General features: G+C 69.6%; 16 protein-coding genes. 13 read left to right on the top strand and 3 right to left on the bottom strand.

Features of this window, described 5'->3' with window-relative positions; translation table 11 throughout:
• Nucleotides 1-64: 64 nt before the first annotated feature.
• The 3 genes from BGO45_RS09090 to BGO45_RS09080 all read right to left on the bottom strand — a co-directional run bounded on the left by BGO45_RS09090 (nucleotide 65) and on the right by BGO45_RS09080 (nucleotide 4,157).
• Nucleotides 65-1,585 (bottom strand): ABC transporter ATP-binding protein, encoded by a 1,521-nt coding sequence (locus tag BGO45_RS09090; RefSeq protein ID WP_292693154.1) that lies wholly within the window; start codon nucleotides 1,583-1,585, stop codon nucleotides 65-67.
• A gap of 157 nt (nucleotides 1,586-1,742) precedes the next feature.
• Nucleotides 1,743-2,843: a BMP family ABC transporter substrate-binding protein gene (locus tag BGO45_RS09085; RefSeq protein ID WP_254845523.1), complete on the bottom strand. Its 1,101-nt coding sequence runs from the start codon at nucleotides 2,841-2,843 to the stop codon at nucleotides 1,743-1,745.
• A 195-nt stretch (nucleotides 2,844-3,038) separates the two neighbouring features.
• The gene (locus BGO45_RS09080) at nucleotides 3,039-4,157 is read right to left on the bottom strand and encodes a mannose-1-phosphate guanylyltransferase (protein ID WP_292693147.1); all 1,119 of its coding nucleotides are present in this window, start codon (nucleotides 4,155-4,157) and stop codon (nucleotides 3,039-3,041) included.
• Nucleotides 4,158-4,370: 213 nt separating this feature from the next.
• Between BGO45_RS09080 and sdhC the strand changes: the two genes are divergently transcribed.
• From sdhC to ribH, 13 genes are all read left to right on the top strand, one after another.
• Nucleotides 4,371-4,805, top strand: a complete 435-nt coding sequence (gene sdhC, locus BGO45_RS09075) for a succinate dehydrogenase, cytochrome b556 subunit (RefSeq protein WP_076491073.1) — start codon at nucleotides 4,371-4,373, stop codon at nucleotides 4,803-4,805.
• Nucleotides 4,805-5,260: a succinate dehydrogenase hydrophobic membrane anchor subunit gene (locus tag BGO45_RS09070; protein WP_076491074.1), complete on the top strand. Its 456-nt coding sequence runs from the start codon at nucleotides 4,805-4,807 to the stop codon at nucleotides 5,258-5,260. The genes sdhC and BGO45_RS09070 overlap by 1 nt, the downstream gene beginning before the upstream one ends.
• 47 nt (nucleotides 5,261-5,307) lie before the next feature.
• On the top strand, nucleotides 5,308-7,134 hold the full coding sequence (sdhA, locus tag BGO45_RS09065) for a succinate dehydrogenase flavoprotein subunit (RefSeq protein WP_292693143.1): 1,827 nt from the start codon (nucleotides 5,308-5,310) through the stop codon (nucleotides 7,132-7,134).
• Between the two features lies 1 nt (nucleotide 7,135).
• Nucleotides 7,136-7,918, top strand: a complete 783-nt coding sequence (locus BGO45_RS09060; protein ID WP_292693141.1) for a succinate dehydrogenase iron-sulfur subunit — start codon at nucleotides 7,136-7,138, stop codon at nucleotides 7,916-7,918.
• Nucleotides 7,919-8,066: 148 nt separating this feature from the next.
• Nucleotides 8,067-9,266, top strand: coding sequence for a YihY/virulence factor BrkB family protein (locus BGO45_RS09055; protein ID WP_292693138.1), 1,200 nt, complete (start codon nucleotides 8,067-8,069; stop codon nucleotides 9,264-9,266).
• Nucleotides 9,267-9,330: 64 nt separating this feature from the next.
• Entirely contained in the window at nucleotides 9,331-10,179 is an 849-nt protein-coding gene (locus tag BGO45_RS09050; protein ID WP_292693136.1) for an exodeoxyribonuclease III, read from the top strand.
• A 53-nt stretch (nucleotides 10,180-10,232) separates the two neighbouring features.
• On the top strand, nucleotides 10,233-11,237 hold the full coding sequence (gene trpS, locus BGO45_RS09045) for a tryptophan--tRNA ligase (protein ID WP_292693133.1): 1,005 nt from the start codon (nucleotides 10,233-10,235) through the stop codon (nucleotides 11,235-11,237).
• Between the two features lie 34 nt (nucleotides 11,238-11,271).
• Entirely contained in the window at nucleotides 11,272-11,835 is a 564-nt protein-coding gene (locus BGO45_RS09040) for a GNAT family N-acetyltransferase (RefSeq protein ID WP_292693130.1), read from the top strand.
• Nucleotides 11,836-11,976: 141 nt separating this feature from the next.
• A complete protein-coding gene (locus BGO45_RS09035) occupies nucleotides 11,977-12,840 on the top strand; it encodes a DNA-formamidopyrimidine glycosylase family protein (RefSeq protein WP_292693127.1) in 864 nt (287 codons plus the stop codon).
• A 275-nt stretch (nucleotides 12,841-13,115) separates the two neighbouring features.
• Complete coding sequence (gene ribD, locus BGO45_RS09030; RefSeq protein WP_292693125.1) at nucleotides 13,116-14,147, top strand: bifunctional diaminohydroxyphosphoribosylaminopyrimidine deaminase/5-amino-6-(5-phosphoribosylamino)uracil reductase RibD; 1,032 nt, start codon at nucleotides 13,116-13,118, stop codon at nucleotides 14,145-14,147.
• Complete coding sequence (locus tag BGO45_RS09025; RefSeq protein WP_292693122.1) at nucleotides 14,147-14,803, top strand: riboflavin synthase; 657 nt, start codon at nucleotides 14,147-14,149, stop codon at nucleotides 14,801-14,803. The genes ribD and BGO45_RS09025 overlap by 1 nt, the downstream gene beginning before the upstream one ends.
• Nucleotides 14,800-16,068: a GTP cyclohydrolase II gene (gene ribA / locus BGO45_RS09020; protein WP_292693119.1), complete on the top strand. Its 1,269-nt coding sequence runs from the start codon at nucleotides 14,800-14,802 to the stop codon at nucleotides 16,066-16,068. The genes BGO45_RS09025 and ribA overlap by 4 nt, the downstream gene beginning before the upstream one ends.
• The gene (ribH, locus tag BGO45_RS09015) at nucleotides 16,068-16,541 is read left to right on the top strand and encodes a 6,7-dimethyl-8-ribityllumazine synthase (RefSeq protein WP_292693117.1); all 474 of its coding nucleotides are present in this window, start codon (nucleotides 16,068-16,070) and stop codon (nucleotides 16,539-16,541) included. Before ribA ends, ribH begins: the two co-directional genes overlap by 1 nt.
• Nucleotides 16,542-16,587: the final 46 nt, after the last annotated feature.

Raw genomic sequence — 16,587 nt, 5'->3', positions numbered from 1 at the left:
GCGGCGATCTCCGCGGCGCGATCGGCGCGCGCCGCCGTCGGGTCGTGCGGGCTGTGCGAATCGCTCACGCGGCGACTCCTTCGTTCTGGGGCGCTTCGCCGGCCATCATCAGGCCGAGCACGTCGCGCGAGGTGTCTCCCGGGACGATGCCGACGACGCGGCCCCGGTACATGACCATGATGCGGTCGGCGAGGGCGGTGACCTCGTCGAGCTCGGTGGACACGACGATCACGGGCACACCGGCGTCGCGGGTCTCGATGACCCGCTTGTGGATGAACTCGATCGAGCCGACGTCCACGCCACGGGTGGGCTGGGCGGCCACGAACAGACGCAGGTCGCGGCTCAGCTCGCGTGCGAGGACGACCTTCTGCTGGTTGCCGCCGGAGAGGCGTCCGACCGGCGTCTCGATCGACGGGGTCCGAACGTCGAACTCGCTCACCTTCTCCCGCGCGAAATCGGCGAGGGTCGAGAGCTGGAGCGCACCGCCCTTGACGAACGGAGCGCCGTCCGCGCGGTCGAGCATGAGGTTCTCGGCGATGGAGAACTCCCCCACCAGCCCGTCCTCCTTGCGGTCCTCCGGCACGAAGCCGACGCCCGCCTCGAGGACCGCTCGCACGCTGTGGCCGTTGATCTCGGTGCCGTCGAGCACGATGGATCCCTCGACGCGCTCCTGAAGTCCGAGCAACGCCTCGGTGAGCTCGGTCTGGCCGTTGCCCTGCACACCCGCGATCGCGAGGACCTCCCCGCGGCGCACGTCGAAGCTGACGTCGTTGACGACCAGCTGCCCGATCGGATCGACCACCGTCAGGCGGGAGACGGAGAGACCCACGTCGCCCAGCGTCGGGGCCTCCTTGTGCACGGTCAGCTCGACCGCGCGGCCCACCATGAGCGAGGCGAGTTCGGCGTTGGAAGCCTGCGGGTCGGCTTCTCCCACCACCTTGCCGAGGCGGATCACCGTGATGCGATCCGCGACCTCGCGGACCTCACGCAGTTTGTGGGTGATGAAGACGATCGAGGTGCCCGACGACTTCAGCTGACGCATGATCGCCATCAGCTCGTCGGTCTCCTGCGGTGTCAGGACGGCGGTGGGCTCGTCGAACACGAGCACCTTGGCATCCCGGGAGAGGGCCTTGATGATCTCGACGCGCTGCTGGACCCCCACGGGCAGATCGTCGACGAGCGCGTCGGGGTCGACGTCGAAGCCGAAGCGGTCGGAGATCTCCTTGACCTTCGCGCGGGCCGAGGCGAGGTCGAGCCGCCCGCCGAACTTCGTGGGCTCGTGGCCCAGCATGACGTTCTCGGCGACGGTGAAGACCGGGATGAGCATGAAGTGCTGGTGCACCATGCCGATGCCCGCGCGCATCGCGTCGCCGGGTCCGGCGAAGTGCTGGACGGCGTCGTCCAGCAGGATCTCTCCCCCGTCGGCCTGGTAGAGGCCGTAGAGGACGTTCATCAGGGTGGACTTGCCGGCACCGTTCTCGCCGAGCAGGCAGTGGATCTCTCCGGCCTCGACGGTGAGGTCGATGTGATCGTTCGCCACCAGGGATCCGAAGGTTTTCGTGATCCCGCGGAGTTCGAGCTTCATGTTCCCGATCCTAAGTTCTGTGGCGCCGCACGCGGGGTGCGACGGGGAGGATCCGCCTCGTGAGCGGATCGGTTCCGATCGCCGCAGCCGGGGCCGCGGCTCCCATAAGGGAGGGGAGGCCGGCACGGAGCCGACCTCCCCCAGGAGAGTGGATCTCTCAGCCGGCCAGGTAGGACTCGACCTTGATCTTGCCCGAGACGATGTCGGCCTTGAGGGCGTCGACCTTGCTGGTCAGGTCGGCGGGGACGCGGTCGGACCAGTCGTGGTAGGGAGCGATTCCGACGCCCTCGTTCTCGAGGGTGCCGACGAACGGCTTGGTGTCGAACTCGCCCTTGCCCGCGGCGACGATGGCGTCCTTCGTACCCACGTCGATGCCCTTGAGGATCGACGTCAGCAGCAGGCTGCCGACCGAGGGGTCGGTCTGGAACACGTCGGCGTCGACGCCGACCATGGCGATCTCACGGCCGGAGTCCTGGATCGCGACGGCGGCCGACTGGTAGATCGGGCCACCGACGGGCAGCAGCACGTCGACGTTCTGGTCGATGATCGCCTGCGCGGTCTGACGCGCGGTGTCGTTGGCCTCGAAGCCACCGGTGAAGGAACCGTCCTTGGCGGTGCGGTCCCAGCCGACGACGCGCACGGAGGTGCCGTTGTCGGCGTTGTACTTCTCGACGCCCTGGGCGAAGCCGTCCATGAAGATCGTGACGGTCGGGATGTTCATGCCACCGAAGGTGCCCACGACGCCGGTCTTGGAGACACCCGCGGCGAGGTAGCCCGCCAGGTACGCGGCCTGCGCGGTGTCGAAGATGATCGGCTTGATGTTCGGAGCGTCCGTCGTGCCGTCGAAGTTCTGGTCGACGGTGTCGTCGATCGAGACGTACTGCAGATCGGGGTTGGCCGTCGCCGACTCGAGCGCGGCGGGCGCCAGGAGGAAGCCGACCGTGATGATCGTGTTGCATCCCTGGTCGACGAGGCTGGAGAGGTTGGAGGCGAAGTCGGTCTCGGCCTGCGACTGGACCTCGATCGGCTTCTTCGAGCCGAGCTCCTGGGCCGCGGCGTCGAGGCCCTCCTTGCCGAGCTGGTTGAACGACTTGTCGTCGAACCCACCCGAGTCCGACACCATGCAGGGCAGGTAGTCGCTGGCACCGGCAGCGGCCGACGAGCCGGTGCTCTCGGGCGCGGCACCGCAGCCGGCGAGCAGCACGGCCGCGCCGATCATCGCGAGGCCGCTGACGACGGCCTTCTTCGTGGTCTTCACGAATGGTCCTCCAAGACGGGGGCCCCCAACGGGTTCGGGGGACGATGGAGTCACGTTACCCACTGTGACGAATCGCTTGCGCGCCCGGACGGGCCGCGCGCGGCAATGGTTACAAAGACGCAATCTCGCGTGATGCGCGCGCCACACAGCCGCGACCCCGACGGGACCGGATGCCGCCGGCAGCGGCATCCGGTGTCAGAGGACGTCGCCGCGGCCCGTGAGCTTGAGCGCGTCCACCACGCCCTTGACGCGCTGGGCGTTCTCGCTGGTGGTGACCAGGAGCGCGTCGGGGGTGTCGACGACGACGATGTCCCGGACACCGATGAGGCTGATGACGCGCTTGGTCTGCGAGACGACGATGCCGCTGGAAGCGTCGGAGAGGACGCGCGCGTCCTCACCGAGGATCGCCAGCTCGTTGCGCCCCCCGGAGGAGTTGAGCTTGGACAGGCTCGCGAAGTCGCCCACGTCGTCCCAGTCGAAGTGACCGGGGATCACGGCGAGACGCCCCTTCTCGGCCGCGGGCTCGGCGACGGAGTAGTCGATCGCGATCTTCTTCAGACCCGGCCAGATGCGGTCGACCGCGGGACCGCGCAGGTCGCGGTCGTCCCAGGCCTCGGCCAGCTCGATCAGACCCGCGTGCAGCTCGGGCTCGTTGACGGCCAGTTCGGCGAGGAGGACGTCGGCGCGGGTGATGAACATGCCCGCATTCCAGAGGTAGGCGCGATCCGCGAAGTACGCCTTGGCCGTGTCGAGGTCGGGCTTCTCGACGAAGCGCTCCACCGTATAGGCCTCGGGCGCGCCGTCGACGATGAGCTCGTCCGCCTGCTTGATGTAGCCGAAGCCGACCGAGGGCTCGCTGGGCTGGATGCCGATCGTGCAGATGTAACCCGCACGGGCGACGGCGACCGCCTGACGGACGGCGAAGTCGAACTGCCGCGTCTGGCGGATGACGTGGTCGGCGGCGAACGAGCCGATGATGACGTCGGGCTCGCGGCGGACGAGGATCGCGGCCGCCAGGCCGATGGCGGCGCTGGAGTCGCGCGGCTCGGACTCGAGGAACACGTTGTGATCGGGCACGCCGGGCAGCTCGCGCTCGACCGCGGCGCGGTGCGCACGGCCCGTCACGACCGCGATGCGGTCGTCGCCCGACAGCGGGGCGAGACGGTCCCAGGTGTCGCGCAGGAGCGTCTGGCCGGATCCGGTGAGGTCGTGGAGGAACTTGGGTGCGTCCGCACGGGAGAGCGGCCACAGGCGGCTGCCGATCCCACCGGCGGGGATAACGGCGTAGAAGTCGTCGATAGCAGGTTCGGCCATGGCACCGACCCTACTCGGCGAGCCCCGCCGGTTCCGCCCACGCGGGGGAAACAACTCCGCACGGAAATTCGCGCGAAACTATCTCGACATCGAGAGAGTGTTAGGCGACCCTCATCCCTCCGTTTCATAGCCCGGCCGTAGTATTCAGTGGCGCCCGTGTGACGCTCGGGGCCTGTGCCGGCCCCACACCGTGTTCGATCAGGGAGGACGACCGTGTCAGCACCAGCACGTGCCACGCCGTCGGTGAAAGAGACCACCTCGAAGAGGCCGCGCGGAACGCTCTACCGCGGCCGTGAGGGCATGTGGTCGTGGGTCCTGCACCGCATCACCGGTGTGGCGATCTTCTTCTTCCTGCTCGTCCACATCCTCGACACCGCCCTCATCCGGGTGTCCCCCGAGGCGTACGACGCCGTGATCGGCACGTACAAGAACCCGATCATGGGTCTCGGCGAGGTCGCCCTCGTGGGTGCCATCGCCTACCACGCCTTCAACGGTCTGCGCATCATCGCGGTGGACTTCTGGCCGTGGGCGACACGCCACCAGCGTCAGCTGTGGTGGGGTGTCCTCGGCCTCTGGGTCGTCACGATGCTCGGCTTCACGCCGCGCCACCTCATCAACGTCTTCAGCGCCGTCACGGGGAGCCACTGATGTCCGTCGCCCAGGAAGCCAGCACGATCCCCGCCCCCCGCACGCCCGCCGTGCGGAAGAAGGGCTCGAACCTCGAGAAGTGGGGATGGGTCTACATGCGCGCCTCCGGCGTGCTGCTGGTCGTCCTCATCTTCGGCCACCTCTTCGTCAACCTGATGACGGGCGAGGGCATCCACCAGATCGACTTCGCGTTCGTCGCCGGGAAGCTCGCCTCGCCGTTCTGGCAGTGGTGGGACGTCCTCATGCTCTGGCTGGCGCTCATCCACGGGGCGAACGGCATGCGCACGATCGTGAACGACTACGTCACCACCCCCTCCGTCCGCCGCGTCCTGGTCTGGGCGATCGGGCTGTCGGCCGCGTTCCTGATCCTTCTCGGCACGCTCGTCGTCTTCACCTTCGACCCCTGCCTCGGCGTCACCGAGAGCAGCTCCCTGTGGGAGATCTGCCAGGCGTGAGCCTCGGCATCCTCCTTTTCGACTGAGACAGCAGAGGCATTGCACACGTGAGCACTCAGAACGCGGACACGATCGTCAAGGACGGCGTGCACTACCACCAGTTCGACATCGTGATCGTCGGCGCCGGCGGCGCCGGCATGCGCGCAGCCATCGAGGCCGGCCCCGGAGCCAAGACCGCCGTCATCTCCAAGCTGTACCCGACGCGCTCCCACACCGGAGCGGCCCAGGGCGGGATGGCCGCGGCCCTCGCCAACGTCGAAGAGGACTCGTGGGAGTGGCACACCTTCGACACCATCAAGGGCGGCGACTACCTCGTCGACCAGGATGCCGCGGAGATCCTCGCCAAGGAGGCGATCGACGCCGTCATCGACCTCGAGAACATGGGTCTGCCGTTCAACCGCACGCCCGAGGGCAAGATCGACCAGCGCCGCTTCGGCGGACACACGGCCGACCACGGCAAGACCCCCGTGCGTCGCGCCTGCTACGCGGCCGACCGCACCGGTCACATGATCCTGCAGACGCTGTTCCAGAACTGCGTGAAGCTCGGCATCAACTTCTTCAACGAGTTCTACGTCCTCGACCTCGTGACCGTGAAGGACGACGCGGGGAACACCCAGGTCGCCGGCGTCGTCGCGTACGAGCTCGCCACCGGTGATCTGCACGTCTTCCAGTCGAAGGCCGTCGTCTTCGCCACGGGCGGCTTCGGCAAGATCTTCAAGACCACCTCGAACGCCCACACGCTCACCGGTGACGGCGTCGGCATCGTGTGGCGTAAGGGCCTGCCGCTCGAGGACATGGAGTTCTTCCAGTTCCACCCGACCGGTCTCGCCGGTCTCGGCATCCTGCTGACCGAGGGTGCGCGAGGTGAGGGCGCGATCCTCCGCAACGCCAGCGGTGAGCGGTTCATGGAACGCTACGCGCCGACCATCAAGGACCTCGCGCCGCGTGACATCGTCGCGCGCTGCATGGTGCAGGAGGTCGCCGAGGGTCGGGGCGCGGGGCCGCACCGCGACTACGTGCTCCTGGACTGCACGCACCTGGGTGCCGAGGTCCTCGAGACGAAGCTTCCGGACATCACCGAGTTCGCGCGCACGTACCTGGGCGTCGACCCGGTCGTCGAGCCCGTCCCGGTCATGCCGACGGCGCACTACGCCATGGGCGGCATCCCGACCAACATCAAGGCCGAGGTGCTCTCCGACAACGACACCGTCGTCCCCGGTCTCTACGCGGCCGGCGAATGCGCGTGCGTCTCGGTGCACGGCTCCAACCGCCTCGGCACCAACTCTCTGCTCGACATCAACGTCTTCGGCAAGCGCGCCGGCCGCAACGCGGTCGAGTACGTCCGGACGGCCGACTTCGTGCCCCTCCCCGAGGACCCCGCCAAGGAGGTCCGCGAGATGATCGAAGGCCTGCGGGCCAACTCGGGCACCGAGCGCATCGCGGTCCTCCGCAAGACGCTGCAGGACGAGATGGACAAGGGCGCCCAGGTGTTCCGCACCCACGACTCCCTCGCCGAAGTGCTCGACATCATCGCCGACCTGCGCGAGCGGTACAAGAACGTCCACGTCGACGACAAGGGCAAGCGGTACAACACCGACCTGCTCGAGGCCGTCGAGCTCGGCTTCCTCCTCGATCTCGCCGAGGTCGTCGTGTACTCGGCGCAGAACCGCGAGGAGAGCCGTGGCGGTCACATGCGCGACGACTTCCCGACGCGTGACGACGAGAACTACATGCAGCACACCATGGCGTATCTGACCGGCGACCCGCACTCGTCGCACCCGGCCGACCACATCGAACTCGGCTGGAAGCCCGTGGTGTTCACCAAGAACGACGCCGGCGAGCTGCGCTACCCGCCCCTGGAGAGGAAGTACTGAGATGGCATCCACCGTCATCGAGACCGTCGACACCTCCGACGAGGTCGAGCAGACCCCCGAGGACACGGGGATCCAGTCGTTCCTCGTGACCTTCAACATCCGTCGATTCGACCCCGAGGTCGACGACGAACCGCGCTGGGTCGACTACGACGTGGAGCTCTACTCCACCGACCGCGTGCTCGACGCCCTCCACAAGATCAAGTGGGAGACCGACGGGTCGCTGTCGTTCCGCCGCTCGTGCGCGCACGGCATCTGCGGATCGGATGCCATGCGCATCAACGGCCGCAACCGACTGGCGTGCAAGACGCTGATCAAGGACCTCGACATCTCGCAGCCGATCTACGTCGAGGCGATCAAGGGTCTGCCGCTGGAGAAGGACCTCATCGTCGACATGGAGCCGTTCTTCGCCTCCTACCGCGAGGTGCAGCCCTTCCTCATCGCGAACAGCAAGCCGGAGCCCGGCAAGGAGCGCGTCCAGTCGATCGTCGACCGCGAGGTCTTCGACGACACCACGAAGTGCATCCTGTGCGCCGCGTGCACGTCCTCGTGCCCCGTGTTCTGGACCGACGGCCAGTACTTCGGTCCGGCCGCGATCGTCAACGCGCACCGCTTCATCTTCGACTCCCGCGATGACGCGGCGGATGTGCGTCTGGACATCCTCAACGACAAAGAGGGCGTGTGGCGCTGCCGCACCACCTTCAACTGCACCGAGGCGTGCCCGCGCGGCATCGAGGTCACCAAGGCCATCGCCGAGGTCAAGCAGGCGGTCCTCCGCGGCCGTTGAGCCTCACTCCTCGAACGGCGGGTGCGCTTCGGCGCCCCGCCGTTCGGCGTCTGCCGACGTTTCCGGCCCGGGCCCGCGGCGGCGGAGACACAGCCCCGCCGCGCGCACGGCGCCCGACCGTCCGGCATCCATTCATTAGGCTCGGACGGTGACCGACCGCCACCACGACCCCCGACCGCTGCCCGGCGCCGAGGTCGAGGAGACGTCGCTGCGCGACCGGTTCGAGGCGGCGCAGTCGGCGGTGCGCGACCGCCTGGACGAGCCGATCGCGCGCGCGGCCCAGCTGGCGCAACTGTTCCCCATCCGGGTCTGGCGACACTTCCTGCGGCACAACGGATTCCTGCTCGCCGCCGGGATGAGCTACCAGGGCCTGTTCACGTTGTTCGCCGCGCTGTACCTGGCATTCGCGGGCGTCGGGATCTGGCTGGGCGGGAGCAAGCCCGCGATCGACGGACTCATCCGGCTGATCAACGGCTACATCCCCGGGATCATCAGCGACACCGGACTGGTCAAGCCCGAGCAGGTCGAGGCCGTGGCTCAGGAGAGCGGCAAGCTCCTCGGCATCACCGGAGGTGTGGCCGGTGTCGTGGTCGTCTGGACCGCGATCGGCTTCGTGACGTTCACCCGGCGTGCCGTGCGCGACACGTTCGGGCTGCCCTTCGACCTGCGCAACTACGTCCTGTTGAAGGCGCGCGACTTCGTCGCGTCCCTGCTGTTCGGCCTCTCGCTGCTGCTCGGCGCGCTCCTGGGCTCCATCACGACCGGCGCCGTCGACCTCGTATTCGGGTGGATCGGGTGGACTCGCGACACCCTCGGGTGGACCGTGGGCGCACGCGCGGTGTCGGTCGTGGTCGCCTTCGGCGTCAACACCGTCGCCCTGGCGTCGCTCTTCCGGTTCCTCACCGGCACGGCACTCCCCTGGCGCCGCATCTGGCCCGGTGCGGTCGTGGGGTCGGCGGGGCTGGTGGTCCTGCAGGTCGCCGCCGGCTTCCTCTTCGTCTATTCGCCGTCGAACCCGCTCCTGGCGACGTTCACCGTGCTCATCGGATTCCTCCTCTGGTTCCGGTTGGTCGGGATCGTCATCCTCGTCGCCGCCGCCTGGATCGCGGTCGCGGCCGGCGATCGCGACGTGCCGCTGCGTTCGCCGGAGGACCGCCGGGCGATGGAGCAGACGGCCCTGGTGATCGCGGCCCAGGTCGCGGTCCGGGAAGCGGAGGAGGTCGCGGCTCTCGCGCGCTGGCCTCGGCGCTGGCTGGCGCGACGCCGTCTGCGCGGGGCACGGGCGCACCTCGAACGGCTCGAGGCGGAGCTGCCCGCACCACGGCGCTCGATACTGCCCCTCGACTAGGGGCGTCGCTCCGGGTCGGCAGAGGCCACGAGTCGATGTCGGAGGCCCCGGCTACGCTCGAGGGGTGGCTCGTTCCGTACGCATCGTCTCCGTCAACGTCAATGGCATCCGCGCCGCCGTCCGCAACGGCATGACCGAGTGGCTCGACGCCTCGGGCGCCGACATCCTCGCGCTGCAAGAAGTGCGGGCCACCGCCGAGCAGCTCGCCGCCGCCCTCCCCGGTTGGCAGATCGTGAACGACGAGGCACTGCAGAAGGGCCGTGCCGGCGTCGCGATCGTCAGCCGGTTCCCCGGGGTAGAGACGCGCACGCACCTCGGCCCCGAACCGCTCGACGCGGCGGGCAGGTGGATCGAGACCGACTTCGACATCGACGGCGAAACGGTGACGGTCGTCAGCGCCTACGTGCACAGTGGCGAGGTCGACACTCCGAAGCAGGATGCCAAGTGGCTCTTCCTGGATGCCATGGAGCGGCGTCTCGCCGAACTCGGCTCCTCGACCGAGCTGGCCGTCGTGATGGGCGACCTGAACGTCGGCCACCGCGAGCTCGACATCAAGAACTGGAGGGGCAACCGGAAGAACGCCGGCTTCCTCCCGCGGGAGCGCGCCTACTTCGACCGTTTCTTCGGCGCCGCCGGCGAACCGGTCGAAGGCGCCGACGGTTCGACCGGCCCCGGCCTCGGCTGGATCGACGTGGGGCGACGCCACGCGGGCGAGGTCGATGGCCCGTACACGTGGTGGTCGATGCGCGGCAAGGCGTTCGACAACGACTCGGGCTGGCGCATCGACTACCACGTGGTGACCCCGGCGCTCGCCGAGCGGGTGACCGACTACCGCGTCGATCGTGCGCCCTCGTACGACACCCGCTGGAGCGACCACGCCCCGGTGATCGTCGACTACACGCTCGGGCTCTGAGCGGCTCCGGTCGCCGGGCGCGGTCCCGAGGCCTGGCGGCCTAGGATCGTACGGTGACTCAGCAGCGCCTCTACTCCGGAATGCAGCCCTCCGCCGACAGCCTTCAGATCGGCAACTACATCGGGGCGCTTCTGCAGTGGCGCGAGCTGCAGGACCAGTACGACGCGTTCTTCTCCGTCGTGGACCTGCACGCCCTGACGCAGCCGGGCGACCCGGCCGAGCGTCGTGAGAAGACCCGCCGGACGGCGGCGCAGTACATCGCGGCGGGCATCGAGCCCTCGCGGTCGACGCTGTACGTGCAGTCGCACGTGCCCGCGCACGCGGAACTGCAGTGGGTGCTGTCGACGCTCACCGGTTTCGGCGAGGCCGGGCGCATGACCCAGTTCAAGGACAAGTCGGCCCGGTACGGCACGGATGCCACCAACGTCGGCCTGTTCACGTACCCGGTGCTGATGGCCGCCGACATCCTGCTCTACCAGACCGATGTCGTGCCGGTCGGCGACGACCAGAAGCAGCACATCGAGCTGACCCGCGACCTCGCCGAGCGTTTCAACCAGCGCTTCGGTGAGACGTTCGCGATGCCGAAGCCGATGATCCAGCGCGAGACGGCGCGAATCTACGACCTGCAGAACCCGACGTCGAAGATGTCGAAGTCGGCGGAGTCCGATGCCGGCGTGCTGTGGATGCTGGACGACCCCAAGGTGAGCGCGAAGAAGATCATGCGGGCGGTCACCGACTCCGAGGGAGCGGTCCGCTTCGACCGCGAGGAGAAGCCCGGCGTCTCGAACCTGCTCGTCATCTACTCGGCCCTCACCGGCCGGGAGATCGCCTCCATCGAGGACGAGTACGCGGGCCGCGGGTACGGCGATTTCAAGAAGGGTCTGGCCGAGGTCGTCGTCGCGGAGTTCGAGCCCGTGCGTGCGCGTGCCCTCGAGCTGCTCGACGACCCCGCCGAACTCGACCGCGTGCTCGCTCAGAACGCGGAGCGGGCGGCATCCGTCGCCGAGAAGACCCTCGCCGACGTCTACGATCGCATCGGCCTGCTGCGCCGCGGCTGAGACCGCGCGGGGAGCCGGCCAGTAGCGTGGGCGGATGGAGCCCGACCACCTGCAGACCCCACGACTGGAACTCTCGGCCCCGATCACGGCCGACGTCGCGGCGATCCACGCGGCGTGCCAGGATGCCGATCTGCAGCGCTACACCACCGTTCCGTCGCCGTACCTCGTCGAGGACGCCGAGCGTTTCGTCGACCTGACCGCCGAGTGGTGGGCGGACGGCACGCAGCCGACGTGGGCGATCCGGCGCGGTGAGCGCCTCATCGGCATGATCGGGCTGGCGAAGCTCGAGACCGGAGCGCCCGAGATCGGGTACTGGATCGCCCGCGACGCCCGGCGTCAGAACGTCGCCGTCGAAGCGGCGACAGCGGTGATCGACTGGGCCTTCGCCGATGACCGGCCCGCGGTCGAACGCATCGAGTGGCGCGCCGTGGTCGGCAACCTCGGCTCGGCCCGGATCGCGCGGCGCCTCGGCTTCCGGTACGAGGGTCTGCTGCGGCAGGCGCATGTCAACAGCCTCGGCCGCGCCGACCTCTGGATCGGCGGCCTGCTCCGCGGCGACGACCGCACGCCGCAGGACTGGCCTCTCGACCTGGAGTAGCCCCCCTGGCGGCGAGGTCGAGTGTCCAAGACACGCCGCGGCGCCCCGATCGCATGCGGCGTGTCTTGGACACTCGGTGGGGCGTGGCGGGAGCGCGGCAAGGGCCTGTCGGATGTGGGACGCGGATGCCAGGATGGCGGCATGCCCGAGATGCCCGAGGTCCAAGGACTCGTGGAGTTCTTGCGCGCGCGGGTCACGGGGCTGACGTTCACGAAGGCCTCCGTCACCGCCTTCAGCGCCCTGAAGACGTACGATCCGCCGATCGACGCGCTCGTCGGGTCCGCGGCGACAGGGGTGGAGCGCCACGGCAAGTTCGTCGACGTCGCCACGACCGGTGGCATCCATCTCGTGTTCCACCTCGCGAAGGCGGGCTGGCTGCGCTGGTACGACGTGCTCCCCTCCACGATCATCAAGCCCGGGAAGACGCCGATCGCGCTGCGGGTGGGGTTCGACGACGGCTCGGGCTTCGACCTCACCGAAGCGGGGACGAAGAAGTCGCTCGCCGTCTACGCCGTCCGATCCCCCGCCGACGTGCCGGGCATCGCGCGGCTCGGCCCCGATCCCCTCGACGCCGGCCTCGACCGCGATGCGTTCGCCGCTCTGCTGGCGGGGCGTCGCACCCAGATCAAGGGCGTCCTCCGCGACCAGTCGGTCATCGCCGGCGTGGGCAACGCGTACTCCGACGAGATCCTCCACGCGGCGAAGATGTCGCCGTACGCTCTGGCGGCGAACCTCACGGAGGCCGAGGTCGACACCCTGTACGCCGCGATGATCACCACTCTGACCGAGGCGATCGATGCCGCGCGCGGCAAGCCTCCGGCCGACCTGAAGGATGCCAAGCGGCGGGGCATGCGCGTGCACGGGCGCCGCGGCGAAGCATGCCCGGTGTGCGGAGACGAAGTGCGCAGCGTCTTCTTCGCCGACAACTCCCTGGAGTACTGCCCCACCTGCCAGACGAGCGGCAAGATCCTCGCCGACCGACGGCTTTCGCGTCTGCTCAAATAGCACGGTTTCGCCCCGAGTCGGCGGGAATGAATCCGTGTCGGCGGTGTTGATTAGACTTCGACCAAGCAAAACGTGCTCCGGGGTCGGTGAGAATCCGAACCGGCGGTGACAGTCCGCGAACCCCTCCGCTTCATGCGGTGGGGCCGATCCGGTGGAATTCCGGAACCGACGGTGATGAGGCGAGAGATCTCCTCTAGTCCGGATAGGAGGCAGCACGGTCGGCGCGCCGCGCCGCCCTGCGCTCCTGCCCCGCTCACGACGGGAAGGACAGGGAAATGGCATCCGCCGCCGAAACAGACGCCATGCGCCGAGCGCTGCGTCTCGCGCGGAACGGCCCCCGCGGGCTCAACCCGCAGGTCGGTGCCGTGATCCTCTCCCCCGACGGCGAGATCCTCGCCGAGGGCCACCACCGCGGTGCGGGTACGCCGCACGCCGAGGTCGACGCGCTGTCGAAGCTCGCGCCGGGCGAGGCCCGCGGGGCGACAGCCGTCGTGACGCTCGAGCCGTGCAACCACACGGGACGCACCGGTCCCTGCGCCGTGGCGCTGCTGGAGGCCGGTGTCGCGCGCGTCGTGTACGCCCTCGACGACCCGACGGATGCGGCGGCGGGCGGCGCCGACCGGCTGCGTGCCGGCGGGGTCGACGTCGAGGCGGGACTCGAGCGCGAGGCCGCCACCGAGCTCGTCCGCGACTGGGTGCACCTGCAGCGCACCGGCCGGCCGCGGGTGACCGTGAAGTGGGCGCAGAGCCTCGACGGGCGCGCGGCCGCGGACGACGGGTCCAGCCAGTGGATCACCGGCCCCGACGCGCGCCGCGACGTGCACGAGCGCCGCGCGAGGGCCGACGCGATCCTCGCCGGCACCGGCACCGTGCTCGCCGACGACCCGGCACTCACCGCTCGTGACGCGGACGGCGCCCTCCTCGATCGCCAGCCGATCCCCGTGATCGTCGGCGAGACGCCGGTCTCCGCGGACGCCGCCGTCCGTCGCCACCCGCGCGAAGCGCTGTTCTTCGCGACCCGCGACCTCGCCGCGGTCCTCGACGAACTCGGCGGTCGTGGCATCCAGACCGTCTTCGTCGAGGGCGGCCCCACCCTCGAGAGCGCGCTGCTGCGCGACGGGCTGGCGGACGAGGTGCTCGTCTACGTCGCCCCCGTGCTGCTGGGCGGCTCGCGGCTCGCGCTCGGCGACCTCGGAGTACCGGGGATCGCCTCGGCGCACCGGCTCGAGGTGGCCTCCATCGACCTCCTGGGCGACGACATCCGCGTCGTCGCCCGTCCCGCCCACGACACCCAGGGAGAATCCTGATGTTCACCGGAATCGTCGAAGAGATCGGCGAGATCACCGCGGTCGAGCCCGACGGCGACGGCGTGCGCGTGACCGTGAAAGCCCCGCTGTCCGTTTCGGATGCCGGTCACGGCGACTCGATCGCCGTCAGCGGCGTGTGCCTCACCGTCGTCGACCAGGGCCCCGACTGGTTCACCGCCGACGTGATGAAGCAGACGTTGGACATGTCCACGCTCGCCGACGTCGCCGCGGGGCGCCCGGTCAACCTCGAGCGCGCGACCGCCGCGCACGGCCGCCTCGGCGGCCACATCGTGCAGGGACACATCGACGGAACGGGTGTCGTTCGCGAGGTGCGTCCGGGCGCGCAGTGGAGCGTCGTGCGCATCGGCATCCCGTCCCACCTCGCCCCCCTCGTCGTCGACAAGGGGTCCATCGCGATCGACGGCGTCTCGCTGACCGTCAGCGCGGTGAGCGAGGCCGGCGACCCCGAGCCCTGGCTCGAGGTGTCGCTCATCCCCGAGACCCTCGAGGCGACGACCCTGGGCCGGGCGGAGGCGGGCACCCCCGTCAACCTCGAGACCGACATCCTGGCCCGGCACGTGCAGCGCATGCTGGCCTTCCGCATCACCGAGAACCCCGCGGCCCCCGCCGCAACGACCGAGAGGGGCTCCGCATGAGCCTGTCCACCATCCCCGAGGCCCTGGAGGCCCTCCGCGCCGGACGACCGATCCTCGTCGCCGATGATGAGAACCGCGAGAACGAGGGCGACGTCATCATCTCGGCGCAGCTCGCGACCCCGGAATGGCTGGCGTGGACCGTCCGCTGGTCCAGCGGGTACGTCTGCGCACCCATGCCGGCCGACTGGGCCGACCGACTCGACCTGCCCCCGATGGTCGAGGTCAACCAGGACGCCCGCGGCACGGCGTACACGGTGAGCGTGGATGCCGCGTCGGGCGTGACCACGGGCATCAGCGCCGCCGATCGCGCGCACACGCTCAACGTCCTCGCCGATCCCGAGTCGGTGCCGTCGAGCCTCATCCGTCCCGGTCACGTGCTCCCCCTGCGCGCCGTCGACGGCGGTGTGCGCGAGCGCGCGGGCCACACCGAGGCGGCGGTGGACTTCATGCGCCTGGCGGGCCTGGAGCCGGTGGGCGCGATCGCCGAGGTCGTGGCCGAGGACGGCAGCATGATGCGCCTTCCGGGCCTCATCGAGCTCGGCGAGCGCGACGGCGTCCCGGTCGTGACGATCGAGCAGCTCATCGCCTACCTGAACGAGACCGAGCCGGTGGCGGCGACCCCCGTCGCACGTCGCCGTGTGAGCCTGCGAGCCGAAGCGAACGTGCCGACCTCGCACGGGAACTTCCGTTTCCTCGCGTACAAGGACCGCATCACCGGCACCGACCACATCGCCGTCGTGTCGGGGGAGATCACCGACGAGGCCCCCCTCGTGCGCGTGCACTCGGAGTGCCTGACGGGCGAGGCGTTCGGTTCGTTGAAGTGCGAGTGCGGCCCCCAGCTGGATGCCGCGCTCGACACGATCGACCGCGAGGGCGGCATCGTGATCTACATGCGTGGCCACGAGGGTCGCGGCATCGGTCTCATCAACAAGCTCCGCGCGTACAGCCTGCAGGAGCGGGGTCTGGACACGGTGGATGCCAACCTCGCGCTGGGCCTCCCCGCCGACGCGCGCGACTACGCGGCCGCCGCGGGCATCCTCACCGACCTCGGCGTGGAGCAGGTGCGCCTGCTGACCAACAACACCGACAAGGTGGCGCAGCTGCGCAGCTTCGGCCTCGACGTCGTCGAGCAGGTCCCCCTGCTCGTGGGCGTCGGGCCCAACAACCACCAGTACCTCGAGACGAAGCGCGACCGGATGGGTCACGTCATCGCCGAGGACGACCTGCGTGACGCACTCGCGCACATGAAGGAAGGACTCGTCTGATGGCGGGAAGCGGAGCACCCGAGACCGGCGGCATCGACGCGACGGGACTCGACGTCGTCGTCGTCGCCGGCACGTGGCACGAGGTCATCACCGACGGACTGATCGCGGGAGCGACGCGGGTCCTGGATGCCACGGGCGCGACGTACCGCGTCGTGCGCGTGCCGGGCTCGTTCGAACTGCCCGTCGCCGCCGTGGCCGCGTTCGAGGGCGGGGCCGACGCGGTCGTCGCGCTCGGCGTCATCATCCGCGGCGGCACGCCGCACTTCGAGTACGTCTCGTCGGCGGCCACCGACGGACTGACCCGCGTCGCGATCGACGCCGGGAAGCCGGTCGGATTCGGCGTCCTGACCCTCGACGACGAGCAGCAGGGCCTGGACCGCGCCGGGCTCGAGGGCTCCAAGGAGGACAAGGGCGCCGAGGCGGCCGATGCGGCCCTCCGCACGGCCCTGGTGCTGCGCGACCTGCGCGGCTGACCCTCACCCCCGCGAGGCGCGTCTCCCCCGGCGGTGAGGCGCGCCT

The sequence above is a fragment of the Microbacterium sp. 71-36 genome, from assembly GCF_001898305.1.
Taxonomy (GTDB): domain Bacteria; phylum Actinomycetota; class Actinomycetes; order Actinomycetales; family Microbacteriaceae; genus Microbacterium.
The sequence above is the reverse complement of the archived record's forward strand: the minus strand, read 5'-3'. Positions and strand labels throughout refer to the sequence as shown.